The sequence below is a fragment of the Pseudoxanthomonas winnipegensis genome (assembly GCF_030322905.1).
In the GTDB taxonomy this organism is placed as follows: domain Bacteria; phylum Pseudomonadota; class Gammaproteobacteria; order Xanthomonadales; family Xanthomonadaceae; genus Pseudoxanthomonas_A; species Pseudoxanthomonas_A winnipegensis.
Genome location: NZ_CP095475.1, coordinates 1,961,770 through 1,975,583, shown reverse-complemented (window position 1 = coordinate 1,975,583; position 13,814 = coordinate 1,961,770). Strand labels below are relative to the sequence as shown.

Sequence of the window (13,814 nt, the reverse complement as noted above, 5' to 3'; positions counted from 1 at the left end):
GAAGATGGGCACCTACATCCGTCTCCACACCGCGGCAGCCCTGCTGATGTGCAGCGCATGCGCCTGCGTACCCGCCGACAGGTCCGATACCAGGCCTGCAGGAATGGCGACTGCCTCGGCGCCGCACGCCTCCACACCGATGCAGGCCGCGCCTGCGGGGGGCGGATTACCGCCGTTGCCGGAGGCCTCCGGAAGCTCGAGGGAAGGCGGCGCATACGAACCACTGCCACCCGTGGCCAGGCAGGTACTGGAGCATCTGGGCTGCGAGGTGCAAGCGTCCGCGAAAGCGCAGATCTTCATGATTTCCGGTGCCGGCAGGGACAGCGATTTGCTGGTCACGGATAAGAGCGGGCCCGAGTTCCGCTACTGGATGCGGTCCTTCAACAGCGCTGGCGACACGACGGGCTACCTCGTGCAGTTGAACGGATGTCCGGCCAGAACAGTCGGCATGCGTGCCTACGTGGTCGAGGGAAGCTCGGCGCCCGTGGACGTCACTGCGACACTCGCGACGAAGATCGCGGGCATTACGCCCAAGTACACCGACCAAGGGGTGAGCGATCTGTTCGCCCTGACGCTGCAACTGGACAAGGTCCCAGTCGTGCGATGGATTGCCGAAGCAGACCCGGACCGCAGCCTTGTCGAGGACGAGCGCACGTTCGGCCACGGGAGTTTCGTCCACGGCGGATTCCTGGTCTGGCAGAAGGACCACTTCGAGGTCCTGCAGAAGGTGCCCGCGCAGCTCTGGCCATGCGATGACAGCCAGTTGTTTCCGTGCGGCGGAGATCCGTTCGTGATCGGGCGCTGATCCGGAGATTCTGCAGCGCCTGGAGTCATCAATCGCACGGAACACGGCTTGGAGCGCAGCCTCGCGACATCTGACCCGACCTCACCAGGTTGAGTCGCACAAAACGACGCCAGCGCCCAAGGATTGTGCGTCGCACCATCCGCAAGCTAAGTTCGCGACTCGCCCCCATCGAGCCTGCCGATGTCCCGCGCCCTGCCCTCGCCTTCGCCGATCGATGCCGTGCCGCCGGCGGGGCCGCTGTGGCTGCTGGCGATCCAGCATGTGCTGGTGATGTATGCCGGGGCGGTGGCGGTGCCGTTGATCGTGGCCGGGGCGCTGCATCTGTCGCGCGAGGACACTGCCTTCCTGGTGAGTGCGGACCTGTTCTGCTGCGGGCTGGCGACGCTGGTGCAGTCGCTGGGGCTCGGCGGCTTCGGCATCCGCCTGCCGGTGGTGATGGCGGCCACCTTCGCCAGCGTGGGGCCGATGATCGCCATCGGCGGCAATCCGGCGCTGGGCCTGCCCTATGTGTTCGGCGCCAACCTGGTCGCCGGGGTGGTCGGCATCCTGGCCGCGCCGCTGATCGGGCGGCTGCTGCGGCTGTTCCCGCCGGTGGTCACCGGCACGGTCATCACCGTGATCGGGCTGACCCTGGTCGGGGTGGCGGTGAACTGGGCCGCCGGCGGCGTGGGCGCGGCCGACTACGGCGCGCCGATCAATCTGGGCCTGGCCGCGGTGGTGCTGCTGGGCGTGCTGGCGCTGCTGCGGCACGGGCGCGGTTTCGTCGCCAATATCGGCGTGCTGCTGGGGCTGGCCGGCGGCATGGTGGTGGCCGCCCTGGCCGGGCGCGTGGACGTGAGCGGCCTGCGCGAGGCGGCGTGGCTGGCGCCGGTGCTCCCGTTCCACTTCGGCGCGCCCAAGTTCGAGCTGTGGTCCTGCGTGACCATGTGCGTGGTGCTGTTCATCGTGTTCGTCGAGTCCACCGGCATGTTCCTGGCGCTGGGCGACATCGTGCAGCGCCCGGTGGATCGCCCGGCGCTGGTGCGCGGGCTGCGCGTGGACGGGCTGGCCACGCTGCTGGGCGGGGTGTTCAACGCCTTCCCCGATACCTCGTACTCGCAGAACATCGGCCTGGTGGCGCTGACCGGCGTGCGCAGCCGCTGGGTGTGCGTGCTGGCCGGGGCGATCCTGATCGTGCTGGGGCTGGTGCCCAAGCTGGCGGTGCTGGTGGCCTCGGTGCCGCCGGCGGTGCTGGGCGGCGCGGGGCTGGTGATGTTCGGCATGGTCACCGCCAACGGCATCCGCGTGCTGGGGCTGGTGGACTTCCAGGGGCGCCGGCACAACCTGCTGATCGTCGCGGTGGGCGTAGGCCTGGCGATGGCGCCGGTCGCCGCGCCGGCGGTGTTCGACCAGTTGCCCAAGGCGCTGGCGCCGCTGCTGCACAGTGGCATCGCCCTGGCCACGCTGGCCTGCGTGGCGCTGAACCTGTGGTTCAACGGCCTGGGCGGCGCGCGATCCTCCGAACCGCTGTCGCCCGAGCCACCGCACGCCTGATGCCCGCCCCTGCGATCCGCCCCTGGCAACCGGCCGACCGCGATGCGGTGGGCGCGCTGATCGTCGGCATCCAGCGCGGCCAGTTCGGCCTGGACATCGACCTGGCCGCGCAGCCGGACCTGATCGATGTGGAAGGCTTCTACGGCCAGGGCCAAGGCGGCTTCTGGGTCGCCGAGGACGCGGGCCGGATCGTGGGCTGCATCGGCCTGCGCGACATCGGCGAAGGCGAGGCCGCGCTGCGCAAGATGTTCGTGGTGGCCAGCCATCGCGGCCACGCGCACGGCGTGGCCCCGCGCCTGCTGGCCACGCTGCTGGCGCATGCGCAGGCCCGCGGGCTGCGCGCGATCTACCTGGGCACCACCGACCGCTTCCTCGCCGCGCACCGCTTCTACGAGAAGCATGGCTTCGCGCCGATCGCGCGCGAGGCGCTGCCGCCGCGCTTCCCGCTGATGGCGGTGGACTCGCGCTTCTACGTCCACTCTCTGGCCCACGCGTGAGCCAGCGCTTCAATTCGGCGCCGCACCTTCCTAGAGTGGGCCGCCCCCAGGAGAACAGCCACGATGCCTGATCCAAGCCTGCCCTACCCCCGCGACCTGATCGGTTACGGCCGCGATGCGCCGCATGCCGACTGGCCGGGCGGTGCGCGGATCGCGGTGCAGTTCGTGCTCAATTACGAGGAAGGCGGCGAGAACAACGTCCTGCACGGCGATGCCGGCTCGGAGCAGTTCCTCAGCGAGATCGTCGGCGCGGCCTCGTATCCGGCGCGGCACATGAGCATGGAGTCGATCTACGAATACGGCTCGCGTGTGGGCGTGTGGCGGATCCTGCGCGAGTTCGAACGGCGCGGCCTGCCGATGACGGTGTTCGGCGTGGCCATGGCGCTGGCGCGCCACCCCGAGGCCACCGCGGCCTTCGTCGAGCTGGGCCATGAGGTGGCCAGCCACGGCTGGCGCTGGATCCACTACCAGGACATGGACCCGGCCACCGAGCGCGAACACCTGCAGCGTGCGGTCGAGCTGCACACACGGCTGACCGGCAGTGCGCCGCTGGGCTGGTACACCGGGCGCGACAGTCCCAACACACGGCGACTGGTGGTCGAGCACGGCGGCTTCGCCTACGACGCGGACTATTATGGCGACGATCTGCCGTTCTGGACCCAGGTCGAGACCGCCGACGGCGCGCGCAAGCCGCATCTGGTGGTGCCCTACACGCTGGACGCCAACGACATGCGCTTCGCCACCCCGCAGGGCTTCAACACCGCCACGCAGTTCTTCGACTACCTGCGCGACAGCTTCGACGTGCTCTACGCCGAGGGCGAGGACGCGCCGAAGATGCTCTCGGTGGGCATGCATTGCCGGCTGCTGGGGCGGCCGGGACGCTTCGTCGCGCTGCAGCGCTTCCTGGACCACATCGCCAGGCACGACAAGGTGTGGGTGTGCCGGCGCATCGACATCGCGCGCCACTGGCAGCAACGGCATCCGTTCGTGGTGGCCGCATGATCGCCCTGGCCGAACTCAACGCCTTGCCGCGCGATGCCTTCATCGGCGCGCTGGCGGGCATCTTCGAACACTCGCCGTGGGTGCCGGCCGGCGCCGCGGCGATGCGGCCCTACCCCTCACGCGAGGCGCTGCATGCGGCCATGTGCCAGGTAGTGCGCGAAGCCGGCGTCGAGGCGCAGCTCGGCCTGATCCGCGCCCACCCCGAGCTGGCCGGCAAGGCCGCCATCGCCGGCGAACTGACCGCGCATTCGGCCAGCGAGCAGCGCGGCGCCGGCCTGGATCAGTGCACGCCCGCCGAATACGCCGAACTGGTGGAGCTCAACCGCCGCTATCGCGAACGACACGGCTTTCCCTTCATCCTGGCCGTACGCGGCCACACGCGCGCCAGCATCATCGCCGCGCTGCGCGAGCGCGTGGAGCAGCCGACCGAGGCGGAGATCGCCACCTGTCTGGAACAGATCGAGAAGATCGCCAGGCTGCGCCTGGACGATCTGGTGGTCGATTGATGGCTTAAAGCAACACTTGCTCCCCCCTGTAGAGCGGAGCTTGCTCCGCTGGGGCCTCCCCCACGAACCGAACGAAGAGCAGCGGAGTCCCCAAAGGGGATTGCCACAAGCTCCGCTCTACAGACGGGCAGCCGCTAGAGTCGGGGAAACAGATGTTCCCACCCCACCGAGCGACTAAAACAAAAGGGCCGCCTTCCCTGGCAGCCAACCCCACTCAGAACCCCAGATCGGTCAGGAAGCGCTTGGTGTAGGCCAGCACGCCCGGGCCGGTGTAGGAGTTGCAGATCGGCGAGGCGTAGTCCGACGGCGCCGCGCACGGCGTATCGCGATCCAGCGACCAGTGGTGGACGCCGGCCAGGCCGTTCTGCGCGGCATACAGCGCCACGGTGTCGACGTCGGCCAGGGTGAAGATCTCGTCGGCCGTATCGTTGCGACCCAGCATCGGGGTCACCTCGATGTGCTGCGGCGCGATGCCGTAGGTGTGGCGCAGGTTCTCCACGGCCTTGATGGTCGAGGCCCCCATGTCGCACAGCCCGCCGCTCTTGAGCACGCAGTTGGACGCCTGGGCGCGACCGAAGTCCATCACCATCAGGTTGATCGTGTAGTGCTGTAGGCCGGAGGCCAGCAGCGCCTGGATCACCTGGTTGCCGAGCGCGTTGACGCCGCCGTAGCTGCCGTCGGACGCGGCCAGCGTGGCCAGGGTGAAGGAGAAGCGGATGCCGGGATACTGGCTCTCGACCACCTTGGCCGCGGCCACCAGCGCGTCGGTCTGGGCCTGGGTCTGGCCGCCTTCGATGTCGAAGTCCACGCCGATCATGTGCGGGGTGTAGTAGCGGGCGATGAAGTTGGCCAGGCCCGTCGCGCTGCCGCAGGTGAAGGTGCCCGAGGCGCCGCCGGTGGAGACGATGTAGTTCACGCCGGCATTGTTGAGCACCGGAATATTGGCGTTCTTGAAGGCATCGGCCGACACGCCGCCCCAGGTCTCGCTGCCGCAGGTGCCGGTCGCGAAGGCCAGCGTCACCGCCTGCAGGTTCGGCACCTGCGTGGAGATCAGGCTGCCCGCGCCCGCCACCGGCAAGGCGGTGCCGGTGACCTTGGACTGCATCACGTTGGTGTTCCAGTTGAGGTTGATCGTGACGTCCTTGTAGGGACTGAACACGAAGCTGGGATAGGTCGGGTTGGTCGGCGTCCCGCCACCGCCCCCACCACCGCCACCACCTCCCCCGCCGCCGCCGCCACCGCCGCCACCGCCGGTGGACGAACAGGCGCCTTGCGAGGTCCAGGGCTGGCCCGACCCGGCACCGCCGTTATGGGTGGTCGGGTCGTCGCCCTGGGTCCACCAGTTGGCCACGTAGTTGATGCCGCTCTTGCTGGCGGTATTGCCGCCGGTATAGACGGACGAGGCGCTCCATGCCGCCGCGCATGCGGTCTGAGCCTGCGCCGACTGCATCGGAACGAAGGTAACGACGGCCGCCGAAGCCAGCGATCCGAGGATGCCGGTGGTGGCGCTTGCACTGATCAACGACCACAACGTCGATTTGCGGGTGGACATCATGTCTCTCTCCAGTGGATGGCGCGGTTGCTTTAAACCCCGCCTGGGCGTTGTTGGCCCGCCTCCCCCTGATGGCAGGCGCCAGCTGCGACTGCGGCATATGGCGTTTTTGACATCTGCCGCAAACCGACCGTGCTTTGCTGAAGACAACGTTGTCAACGGATGATGTTCGGTTCTGTGGCCGCAGTCGCAATGGCTTCTTCGCGCGCGCTGATCGATGAAAATTTGGCCTGCGGGTGACGCTCGCTTGTCGAAATCAGGCCATGGAATTGCATCGCCACGTCATGCGTTGGCCGCTGCACGCATTGGGCGAAGCCAGGTCGAAACAACGTATCGGTCCGCTACCGCCGCGCATCGGGACAGCGGTCACGCCGACCGCGTCGCCGCAGGACTTCCGCGCCTCGCAGGCATTGCGACGGCTATGCCCCGGAGCTGATGGGCGCGTCTTGTCGCGGCGCCGCCTGCCATGTCCGTTGCGGACAAGCGGCGATGTCGTGGGCCGTTGTCCGATCGCGGACAAGCGCACGCCGTGCTGGCAACGTTTTCTCGGCGCGTTGCAGCCGCGATGAAGACGCGGCTTGCTGCGCCGCGTCGCGTGAGGAACCGTTTTCTAGCCGGCGTGGCGCTGCCGCAGCACCGCGACCGCGTCGCCCAGGGATAGGCCGCGCGCGCGCAACAGGACGGTGAGGTGATAGAGCAGATCGGCGCTTTCGCCGAGCAGTTCCGTATCGCCCTGGGCGACGCCGGCCAGCGCGGTTTCCACGCCCTCCTCGCCCACCTTCTGCGCGATGCGGCGGGTGCCGCCCTCGAACAGGCGCGTGGTGTAGCTGCCTTCCGGGCGCTGTGCATGCCGCTGGGCGATCAGCGCATCGAGCTCCCCCAGGAACGCGACGCCATCGGTGGGAGCCGGCCTTGTGGCCTCTTGGCCAATGGCGGCGATGGGGCTTTCCCGGGAAGGCTCTTTCGCCGCCATGGCAGCTCCCACGCCCACCAAGGCCGGGGCCTCGGCAAAGCAGCTGGGCCGCTGCAGGTGGCAGATGTGCCCGTGCGGGCGCGCCAGCACCAGCAGCGTGTCGTTGTCGCAGTCGGCCTGGATGTCGACCAGGTCCAGGAAGTGCCCGGAGGTCTCGCCCTTGGTCCACAGGCGCTGCTTGCTGCGGCTGAAGAAGGTGACGTGGCCGCACGCGCGCGTGACCCGCAGGGCTTCTTCGTTCATGTAGCCCAGCATCAGCACGCGCAGCGTGTCGGCGTCCTGCACCACGGCGGGCAGCAGGCCCTCGCCCTTGGCCCAGTCCAGTGTGTCGGTCGTACCCATCGGTTCGGAATCCATTGGAAGGCCGCTCACGCGGCCGGGCGCACGGCGATGCCGGCATCGGCCAGCGTGCGCTTGAGGTCGGGGATGGCGATGGCGCCGCTGTGGAACACGCTGGCGGCCAGCGCCGCGTCCACATCGGCGTCCTGGAACGCAGCGACGAAGTGCTCCGGCGCGCCGGCGCCGCCCGAGGCGACCAGCGGCACGTGGCACAGCGCGCGGGCGGCCTTGAGCTGTTCGATGTCGTAGCCGCGGCGCACGCCGTCGCTGTCCATGCAGTTGAGCACGATCTCGCCGGCGCCCAGGTCCTGGGCCTGCACGATCCAGTCCAGCGTGCGCAGGCCCTCGGCGCGGGTCTTGCTCGGGTCGCCCGTATAGCTGCGCACCCGCCACTGCCCGTCCGCCTCGCGCACCGAATCGATGCCCACCACCACGCACTGCACGCCGAAGGCCGTGGCCAGCTCGCCGATCAGCGCCGGCCGCTCCAACGCCGGGGTGTTGATCGAGACCTTGTCCGCGCCGGCATGCAGCACCGCGCGCGCGGTCTCCACGCTGCGGATGCCGCCGGCCACGCAGAACGGGATGTCGAGCAGGCGCGAGACCTTCTCCACCCAGCCGTAATCGACCGAGCGGCCTTCCGGGCTGGCGCCGATGTCGTAGAACACCAGTTCGTCGGCACCGGCGTCGCGATAGCGCAGCGCCAGTTCGGCGATGTCGCCCATGTCGATGTGGTCGCGGAATTTCACGCCCTTGACCACGCGTCCGCCGCGCACGTCCAGGCAGGGCACGATGCGCCGGCTCAGCATGAGGCGGCCTCCGCGAAGGCCTGCTCCAGCGTGAAGCGGCCTTCCAGCAGCGCGCGGCCCAGCACGATGCCGCCGCAGCCGGCGAGCTTGGCCTTGCGCACGTCGCCGACCGCATGCACGCCGCCGGAGGCCTGCACCTGCACGCCGGGCAGCAGCGCGACCAGATGCCGGTAGAGGGCGAAGTTGGGGCCGCTCAGCATGCCGTCGCGGGCGATGTCGGTGCACAGCAGCTGCTGCAGGCCGGCGTCGGCATAGCGCATGGCGAGTTCGTCCAGGGCCACGCCCGAGCCCTCGGTCCAGCCGTGGATCGGCAGCTGCCACACGCCCGCCGCGTCCTGGCGCGCGTCCAGCGCCACGGTAATGCGCTCGGGGCCGAACTCGGCCAGCCAGCTCAGCACCTCCAGCGGTGCGCGCACCGCCAGCGAGCCGATCACCACGCGTGTCGCGCCCGCCTCCAGCAGTGCGAGCACATCGCTGCGCCCGCGCACGCCGCCGCCGGTCTGCACCTGCAGGCCGGTGGTCTGGTGCAGCGCCCGCAGCAGCGGCGCCAGGGTGTAGCCGCCGGCGCGCGCCGCATCCAGATCGACCAGATGCAGCCAGCGCGCGCCCTGGTCGGCGTAGCCTCTCGCGGCGGCCAAGGGGTCGTCGCCGTAGGTGGTTTCGCGGTCGTAGTCGCCCTGGGCCAGGCGCACCACGCGCCCGCCGCGCACGTCGATGGCGGGATAGAGCTGGAAGGAAGAGTCGGAAGTCATGAGCCAAGGTGCGGGCGCAGGCATCAGGCCAGGCCGTATTCGATGAAGTTATGCAGCAGGCGCGCGCCGGTGGCAGCCGAGCGCTCGGGGTGGAACTGTGCGCCGGCCACGCGGCCGCGCTGCACCACCGCCGCGAAGGCCTGGCCGTGCGTGGTCGTGCTCAGGCAGTCCTCGCCGACCGGCGCGGCGTAGCTGTGCACGAAATAGGCCTGGTCATGCGCGCCGATGCCGGCGGTCAGCGAGGCCGCGCGCGTCGGGGTGAGCGTGTTCCAGCCCATGTGCGGCACGCGGATGCCGTCGGCCACGGGCAGCTTGCCGACGCGGCCGGCCAGCAGACCCAGGCACGGGGTGTCGTCCTCTTCGGAATGTTCGAACAGCACCTGCATGCCCACGCACACGCCCAGCAGCGGCGCCTCGAGCGAGCGCAAGGTGTCGATCAGGTCCAGTTCGTGCAGCCGCGCCATCACCTGCGCCGCCGCGCCGACGCCGGGCAGGATCACCCGCTGCGCGCCGCGGATCACCTGCGCATCGGTGGTCAGCTGCGCCTCCACGCCCAGCCGGCCCAGCGCATAGCGCACCGAGCCGATGTTGGCGCCGCCGGCATCGATCAGGGCCAGCGTGGTCACAGCGCCCCCTTGGTCGAGGGCAGCTCGGAGCCTTCGCGCCGGATCGCCTGGCGCAGCGCGCGCGCCAGCGCCTTGAAGCAGCCCTCGACTTGGTGGTGGTCGTTGTCGCCGCGCACCTGCAGGTTGAGGTTGAGCCCGGCCGCATCGCACAGCGAGCGGAAGAAATGCGGCACCAGCTCGGTCGGCATGTCACCCACGCGCTCGCGCTTGAACCCACCGTCGAAGACCAGATACGGCCGCCCGGAGAAGTCCAGCGCCGCGCTGACCAGGCACTCGTCCATCGGCAGGGTGAAGCCGTAGCGGCCGATGCCGCGCTTGTCGCCCAGCGCCTGCTTCAGGGCCTCGCCCAGCGCCAGCGCGGTGTCCTCGATGGTGTGGTGCTCATCGATGTGCAGATCGCCGGTGGTCTGGATCTGCAGCGCGAAGCCGCCGTGCTTGCCGATCTGCTCGAGCATGTGGTCGAAGAACGGCAGGCCCGTGTGGATCTTCGGCTCGGCCACCTTGTCCAGGTCGAGCTCGACCAGGATGTCGGTCTCCTTGGTCTTGCGCCGCACGCGAGCGGTGCGCGGCTTGTCGGCCAGCGCATGGGCGATGCCGGCCCAGTCCCACTCCCCGCCGAACTGCGCGGTCTTGAGCTGGAAGCCGCGGATGCCCAGGTTCTCGGCGAAGCGGATGTCGGTCTCGCGATCGCCGACCATGGCCGAGCCGTCCAGGTCGATGCCGCGATCGCGCAGGTAGTGCATCACCAGGCCCAGGCCCGGCTTGCGCGTGGGCGCGTTGTCGGCCGGCCAGCTGCAGTCCACCAGCACCTCGCGAAAAGTGATGCCCTGGCTCTCGAAGATCTGCAGCATCAGATCGTTGGGGCCGTCGAAACGTTCGCGCGGATAGGCTTCGCTGCCCAGCCCGTCCTGGTTGGTGACGATGACGAACTGGAAGCCGGCATCGCGCAGCTTCAGCAGCGCCGGGATCACGCCCTTGACGAAGCGCAGCTTCTCGTAGGCGTCGATCTGGAAGTCGGCCGGCTCCTCGATCAGGGTGCCGTCGCGGTCGACGAAGAGGATCTTCTGGCTCATGCGGCCACCGCCTGCGCATTGAGCGCGGCCAGGACGCGGGCGTTCTGCTCGGGCGCGCCGATGGTGATGCGCAGCGCATCGCCCAACTGCGGCGCGGCGCGCTGGTCGCGCACCACGATGCCGGCGGCCAGCAGCGCGCCGAACGCGCCTTGCGCATCGTCGAAGCGCACCAGGAGGAAGTTGGCGTCGGAGGCGTACACGCGGCGCACGCCGGGCAGGACCGACAGCGCCGCGGCCAGCCGCGCGCGCTCCTCGATCACCGTGGCGATGCGCGCGCGCGTGGCCGCCAGGGCGGCCGGCGACAGCCCGGCTACGGCCAGCTCGGCGCAGGGCGTGGGCACCGGATACGGCGCCTGACAGGCGCGCAGCACGGCCACCAGGCGCGCATCGGCGATCACCACGCCCACGCGCGCGGCGGCCAGGGCGTGGGCCTTGGACAGCGTGCGCAGCACGGCCACTTCCGGATAGCGCGCACGGAAGGTCAGCGCCGAGGGCACTTCCGAGAACTCGCCGTAAGCCTCATCGACCACCACCAGGGCGCGGCCCTGCAGGCGCTGCAGCAGCGCCTCGATCTCGGCCAGCGGGATCGACGCGCCGGTCGGGTTGGCCGGCGAGCACAGGAACACGAGCTTGGCACCCTGCTCCAGCACCGCCCGCGCGATTGCGTCGAAATCCGGCGCGAAGCCGTCAGGCCCGTCGACCAGCGGCGCCTCGATCAGCCGCGCATCCTGCAGGCGCGCGCTGACCGCGTACATGCCGAACACCGGCGGGGTGACGACCACCGCATCGCGCCCGGCCACGCACAGCGTGCGCACCAGCAGATCGATGGCCTCGTCGCTGCCGCGGCCGATCAGCAGTTCCTCCGGCGCGCAGCCGTACAGACCGGACAGCGCGGCCTTCAGCGCGGCCGGCTGCGGATCGGGATAGCGGCGCGAGGTCGCGCTGGCGTCGGCCGGATTGCTCCAGGCGCTCTCGTTGGCGTTGAGCCAGACATCCCCGCGCAGGGCTTCGGTACGGGCGGACTTGTAGCCGCCGAATCCGCGCAGGTCCGGGCGGACCAGGTCGAGCAGATCGCGTGGCATCGGATCGGGCGCGCTCATCGGGCCGCCTCCGCCAGGCGCAGGCGCACGGCGTTGGCGTGGGCCTCCAGGCTCTCGGCCTCGGCCAGGGTCACCGCGGAGGGTCCGATCGCCAGGATGCCCGCGGCACTGGCCGACTGCACGCTGACGAAGTTCTGGAAGCTGGCCACGGACACGCCGCTATAGGCGCGCGCCGCGCCGCTGGTGGGCAGCACGTGGTTGGTGCCGCTGCAGTAGTCGCCCAGCGCCTCGGGCGTGTAGTCGCCCAGGAACACCGAACCTGCCGCCTCGACCCTGGGCAGCCACACGCGCGGTTCGCGCAGGGCCAGGATCAGGTGCTCGGGCGCGTAGCGGTTGCTGATGGCGAAGGCCTCCTCCAGCGTCCGCACCTGGACCAGGCGCGAGGCCGACAGCGCGCGGCGCGCGATGTCCGCCCGCGGCAGCGCGGCCAGCTGCGTGGCCAGCGCGGCCTCGACGCGATCCAGCAGGCCGGCATCGTCGGACAGCAGCAAAACCTGCGAATCCGGACCGTGCTCGGCCTGCGACAGCAGATCGGCGGCGACGAAATCGGCATTGGCGCCGGCATCGGCGATCACCAGCACCTCCGACGGGCCGGCCGGCATGTCGATGGCGGCCGCACCGCTCTGCGCGACCTGCTGCTTGGCCTCGGTGACGTAGCTGTTGCCCGGGCCGAACAGCTTGTCGCAGGCCGGCACCGGGCCGGCGCCGTAGGCCATCGCGGCGATGGCCTGGGCGCCGCCGAGCACGAACACCCGGCTCACGCCGGTCAGGCGCGCGGCGACCAGCACGGCCGGATCGGCGGTGCCGTCCTTGCGCGGCGGCGTGCACAGCACCACCTCGCGGCAGCCGGCCAGCTGGGCGGGCACGCCGAGCATCAGCGCGGTCGAGGGCAGCGGCGCGCTGCCGGCCGGCACATACAGGCCGACCCGGCCGATCGGGCGGATCACGCGTTCGCAGACCACGCCCGGTGCGGTCTCCACCGCATACGGCTGGGCCATGCCGGCCTTGTGGAAGGCGGTGATGCGCGCGGCGGCCTCGACCATGGCCTGCTTCAGCGCCGGGTCGATGGCGGCTTCGGCAGCGGCGAATTGTTCCTCGCCGACTTCGAAGGAGGCCGGCGCGGCGCCGTCGAAGCGCTGGGTGATCGCACGCAGCGCGTCGAGCCCGCCGCTGCGCACCTCGTCGATCAGCGCGGCGACGGTGCGGCGGGTCTGCTCGGCCACGGTCTGCGCCGGGCGCTCCAGGGTCTGCGCCTGGGCCTGCGCATCCAGCGCGTTCCAGACGATGCGCTGTGCGTTGGGGGATTCGGGACGGAGATGCGCGTTCATGCCAGCGAGCGCTCCACCGACAGCACCATCAGGCCGCGCGCGCCGGCGCGTTCGAGTTCCTCCAGCTGCTGCCAGCTGATGGCCGTGTGGCACATGGTCTGCAGCGAAATGCCCTCGGCGTGTTCGCCGGGCAGCTGCACCAGCGGCTCGGCATCGGCCAGCAGGCGGCTCAGCGCGGGCACGGTGTCGGGCGCGGCGCGGAACATCAGCAGCTTGCTGTCCTTGAGCTTGAGCACGCCGTCCATACGCCGCAGCAGCATCGCCGACAGGTCGGCGCGCGCATCGTTGAAGCCGCGCACCGGCCCGGCCAGCACGGCCTCGCTTTCCAGCAGGGTCTCCACCGGCTTGAGCTGGTTGGCCTTCAGCGTCGCGCCGCTGGAGACCAGGTCGCAGATCAGGTCGGCGGTATCGAGTTTGGGCGCGATCTCGACCGAGCCGGACAGCTCGACCACCGCGGCCTCCACGCCGCGCGCGGACAGCCACTGGCGCAGGATCGCCGGATAGCTGGTGGCGATACGCAGGCCCTGCAGTTGCTGCGCGCCCTGCCATTCCCAGCTCTCCGGGATGGCCAGCATCAGCCGGCAGCCGCCGAAGCCCAGCGGACGCACCTCGCGATAGGCGGGCGACAGGCCGATCTCCAGGCGCGCATTGGCCTGCTCGTCCAGCTCGTTGCGGCCGACGATGCCGTAGTCGCATACCCCATCGGCGATCAGGCCGGGGATGTCGTCGTCGCGCACCAGCAGTAGGTCCACGGGCAGGGATTCGCCGTAGCAGAACAGCTTGTCGCGGCTCTCGCGCCAGCTCAGGCCGCAGGCGGCCAGCAGGCTGCGCGCCGGGTCGGCCAGGCGGCCGGATTTCTGGATGGCGATGCGCAGACGGTCGCGCGTCGCGTTGGCAACGATGGGAGGCATGGCAGAGAACT

General features: G+C 70.3%; 14 protein-coding genes. 5 read left to right on the top strand and 9 right to left on the bottom strand.

Annotated features, from left to right (window positions below; genetic code table 11):
- Positions 1-4 precede the first annotated feature (4 nt).
- The 5 genes from MWN52_RS08785 to uraD all read left to right on the top strand — a co-directional run bounded on the left by MWN52_RS08785 (position 5) and on the right by uraD (position 4,343).
- Positions 5-805 (top strand): hypothetical protein, encoded by an 801-nt coding sequence (locus tag MWN52_RS08785; RefSeq protein ID WP_286577502.1) that lies wholly within the window; start codon positions 5-7, stop codon positions 803-805.
- A 180-nt stretch (positions 806-985) separates the two neighbouring features.
- Positions 986-2,338: a nucleobase:cation symporter-2 family protein gene (locus MWN52_RS08780; RefSeq protein WP_286577501.1), complete on the top strand. Its 1,353-nt coding sequence runs from the start codon at positions 986-988 to the stop codon at positions 2,336-2,338.
- The gene (locus MWN52_RS08775; protein ID WP_286577500.1) at positions 2,338-2,835 is read left to right on the top strand and encodes a GNAT family N-acetyltransferase; all 498 of its coding nucleotides are present in this window, start codon (positions 2,338-2,340) and stop codon (positions 2,833-2,835) included. The genes MWN52_RS08780 and MWN52_RS08775 overlap by 1 nt, the downstream gene beginning before the upstream one ends.
- 63 nt (positions 2,836-2,898) lie before the next feature.
- Entirely contained in the window at positions 2,899-3,837 is a 939-nt protein-coding gene (puuE, locus tag MWN52_RS08770; protein WP_345783510.1) for an allantoinase PuuE, read from the top strand.
- Positions 3,834-4,343 (top strand): 2-oxo-4-hydroxy-4-carboxy-5-ureidoimidazoline decarboxylase, encoded by a 510-nt coding sequence (gene uraD, locus MWN52_RS08765; protein WP_286577498.1) that lies wholly within the window; start codon positions 3,834-3,836, stop codon positions 4,341-4,343. Before puuE ends, uraD begins: the two co-directional genes overlap by 4 nt.
- A gap of 214 nt (positions 4,344-4,557) precedes the next feature.
- On the opposite strand, the gene MWN52_RS08760 is transcribed toward uraD, so the two are convergent.
- From MWN52_RS08760 to hisG, 9 genes are all read right to left on the bottom strand, one after another.
- A complete protein-coding gene (locus MWN52_RS08760; protein WP_286577497.1) occupies positions 4,558-5,898 on the bottom strand; it encodes a carbohydrate-binding protein in 1,341 nt (446 codons plus the stop codon).
- Positions 5,899-6,505: 607 nt separating this feature from the next.
- On the bottom strand, positions 6,506-7,225 hold the full coding sequence (gene hisIE / locus MWN52_RS08755) for a bifunctional phosphoribosyl-AMP cyclohydrolase/phosphoribosyl-ATP diphosphatase HisIE (protein WP_286577496.1): 720 nt from the start codon (positions 7,223-7,225) through the stop codon (positions 6,506-6,508).
- An 11-nt stretch (positions 7,226-7,236) separates the two neighbouring features.
- Positions 7,237-8,013, bottom strand: a complete 777-nt coding sequence (gene hisF / locus MWN52_RS08750; protein ID WP_130519688.1) for an imidazole glycerol phosphate synthase subunit HisF — start codon at positions 8,011-8,013, stop codon at positions 7,237-7,239.
- Positions 8,007-8,765: a 1-(5-phosphoribosyl)-5-[(5-phosphoribosylamino)methylideneamino]imidazole-4-carboxamide isomerase gene (gene hisA / locus MWN52_RS08745; protein WP_286577495.1), complete on the bottom strand. Its 759-nt coding sequence runs from the start codon at positions 8,763-8,765 to the stop codon at positions 8,007-8,009. Before hisA ends, hisF begins: the two co-directional genes overlap by 7 nt.
- A 23-nt stretch (positions 8,766-8,788) precedes the next feature.
- Positions 8,789-9,391: an imidazole glycerol phosphate synthase subunit HisH gene (hisH, locus tag MWN52_RS08740; protein WP_286577494.1), complete on the bottom strand. Its 603-nt coding sequence runs from the start codon at positions 9,389-9,391 to the stop codon at positions 8,789-8,791.
- Entirely contained in the window at positions 9,388-10,464 is a 1,077-nt protein-coding gene (hisB, locus tag MWN52_RS08735) for a bifunctional histidinol-phosphatase/imidazoleglycerol-phosphate dehydratase HisB (protein ID WP_286577493.1), read from the bottom strand. The genes hisH and hisB overlap by 4 nt, the downstream gene beginning before the upstream one ends.
- Entirely contained in the window at positions 10,461-11,564 is a 1,104-nt protein-coding gene (gene hisC, locus MWN52_RS08730; protein WP_286577491.1) for a histidinol-phosphate transaminase, read from the bottom strand. The genes hisB and hisC overlap by 4 nt, the downstream gene beginning before the upstream one ends.
- Positions 11,561-12,892, bottom strand: coding sequence for a histidinol dehydrogenase (gene hisD / locus MWN52_RS08725; RefSeq protein ID WP_286577490.1), 1,332 nt, complete (start codon positions 12,890-12,892; stop codon positions 11,561-11,563). Before hisD ends, hisC begins: the two co-directional genes overlap by 4 nt.
- On the bottom strand, positions 12,889-13,803 hold the full coding sequence (gene hisG, locus MWN52_RS08720; protein WP_130522397.1) for an ATP phosphoribosyltransferase: 915 nt from the start codon (positions 13,801-13,803) through the stop codon (positions 12,889-12,891). Before hisG ends, hisD begins: the two co-directional genes overlap by 4 nt.
- Between the last annotated feature and the right edge of the window lie 11 nt (positions 13,804-13,814).

Excerpts from the sequence above, each read along its gene's own strand:
- MWN52_RS08785 (WP_286577502.1), top strand. The coding sequence starts at position 5 with ATGGGCACCTACATCCGTCTCCACACCGCGGCAGCCCTGCTGATGTGC.
- MWN52_RS08780 (WP_286577501.1), top strand. The coding sequence starts at position 986 with ATGTCCCGCGCCCTGCCCTCGCCTTCGCCGATCGATGCCGTGCCGCCG.
- MWN52_RS08775 (WP_286577500.1), top strand. The coding sequence starts at position 2,338 with ATGCCCGCCCCTGCGATCCGCCCCTGGCAACCGGCCGACCGCGATGCG.
- puuE (WP_345783510.1), top strand. The coding sequence starts at position 2,899 with ATGCCTGATCCAAGCCTGCCCTACCCCCGCGACCTGATCGGTTACGGC.
- uraD (WP_286577498.1), top strand. The coding sequence starts at position 3,834 with ATGATCGCCCTGGCCGAACTCAACGCCTTGCCGCGCGATGCCTTCATC.
- MWN52_RS08760 (WP_286577497.1), bottom strand. The coding sequence starts at position 5,898 with ATGATGTCCACCCGCAAATCGACGTTGTGGTCGTTGATCAGTGCAAGC.
- hisIE (WP_286577496.1), bottom strand. The coding sequence starts at position 7,225 with ATGGATTCCGAACCGATGGGTACGACCGACACACTGGACTGGGCCAAG.
- hisF (WP_130519688.1), bottom strand. The coding sequence starts at position 8,013 with ATGCTGAGCCGGCGCATCGTGCCCTGCCTGGACGTGCGCGGCGGACGC.
- hisA (WP_286577495.1), bottom strand. The coding sequence starts at position 8,765 with ATGACTTCCGACTCTTCCTTCCAGCTCTATCCCGCCATCGACGTGCGC.
- hisB (WP_286577493.1), bottom strand. The coding sequence starts at position 10,464 with ATGAGCCAGAAGATCCTCTTCGTCGACCGCGACGGCACCCTGATCGAG.
- hisC (WP_286577491.1), bottom strand. The coding sequence starts at position 11,564 with ATGAGCGCGCCCGATCCGATGCCACGCGATCTGCTCGACCTGGTCCGC.
- hisD (WP_286577490.1), bottom strand. The coding sequence starts at position 12,892 with ATGAACGCGCATCTCCGTCCCGAATCCCCCAACGCACAGCGCATCGTC.
- hisG (WP_130522397.1), bottom strand. The coding sequence starts at position 13,803 with ATGCCTCCCATCGTTGCCAACGCGACGCGCGACCGTCTGCGCATCGCC.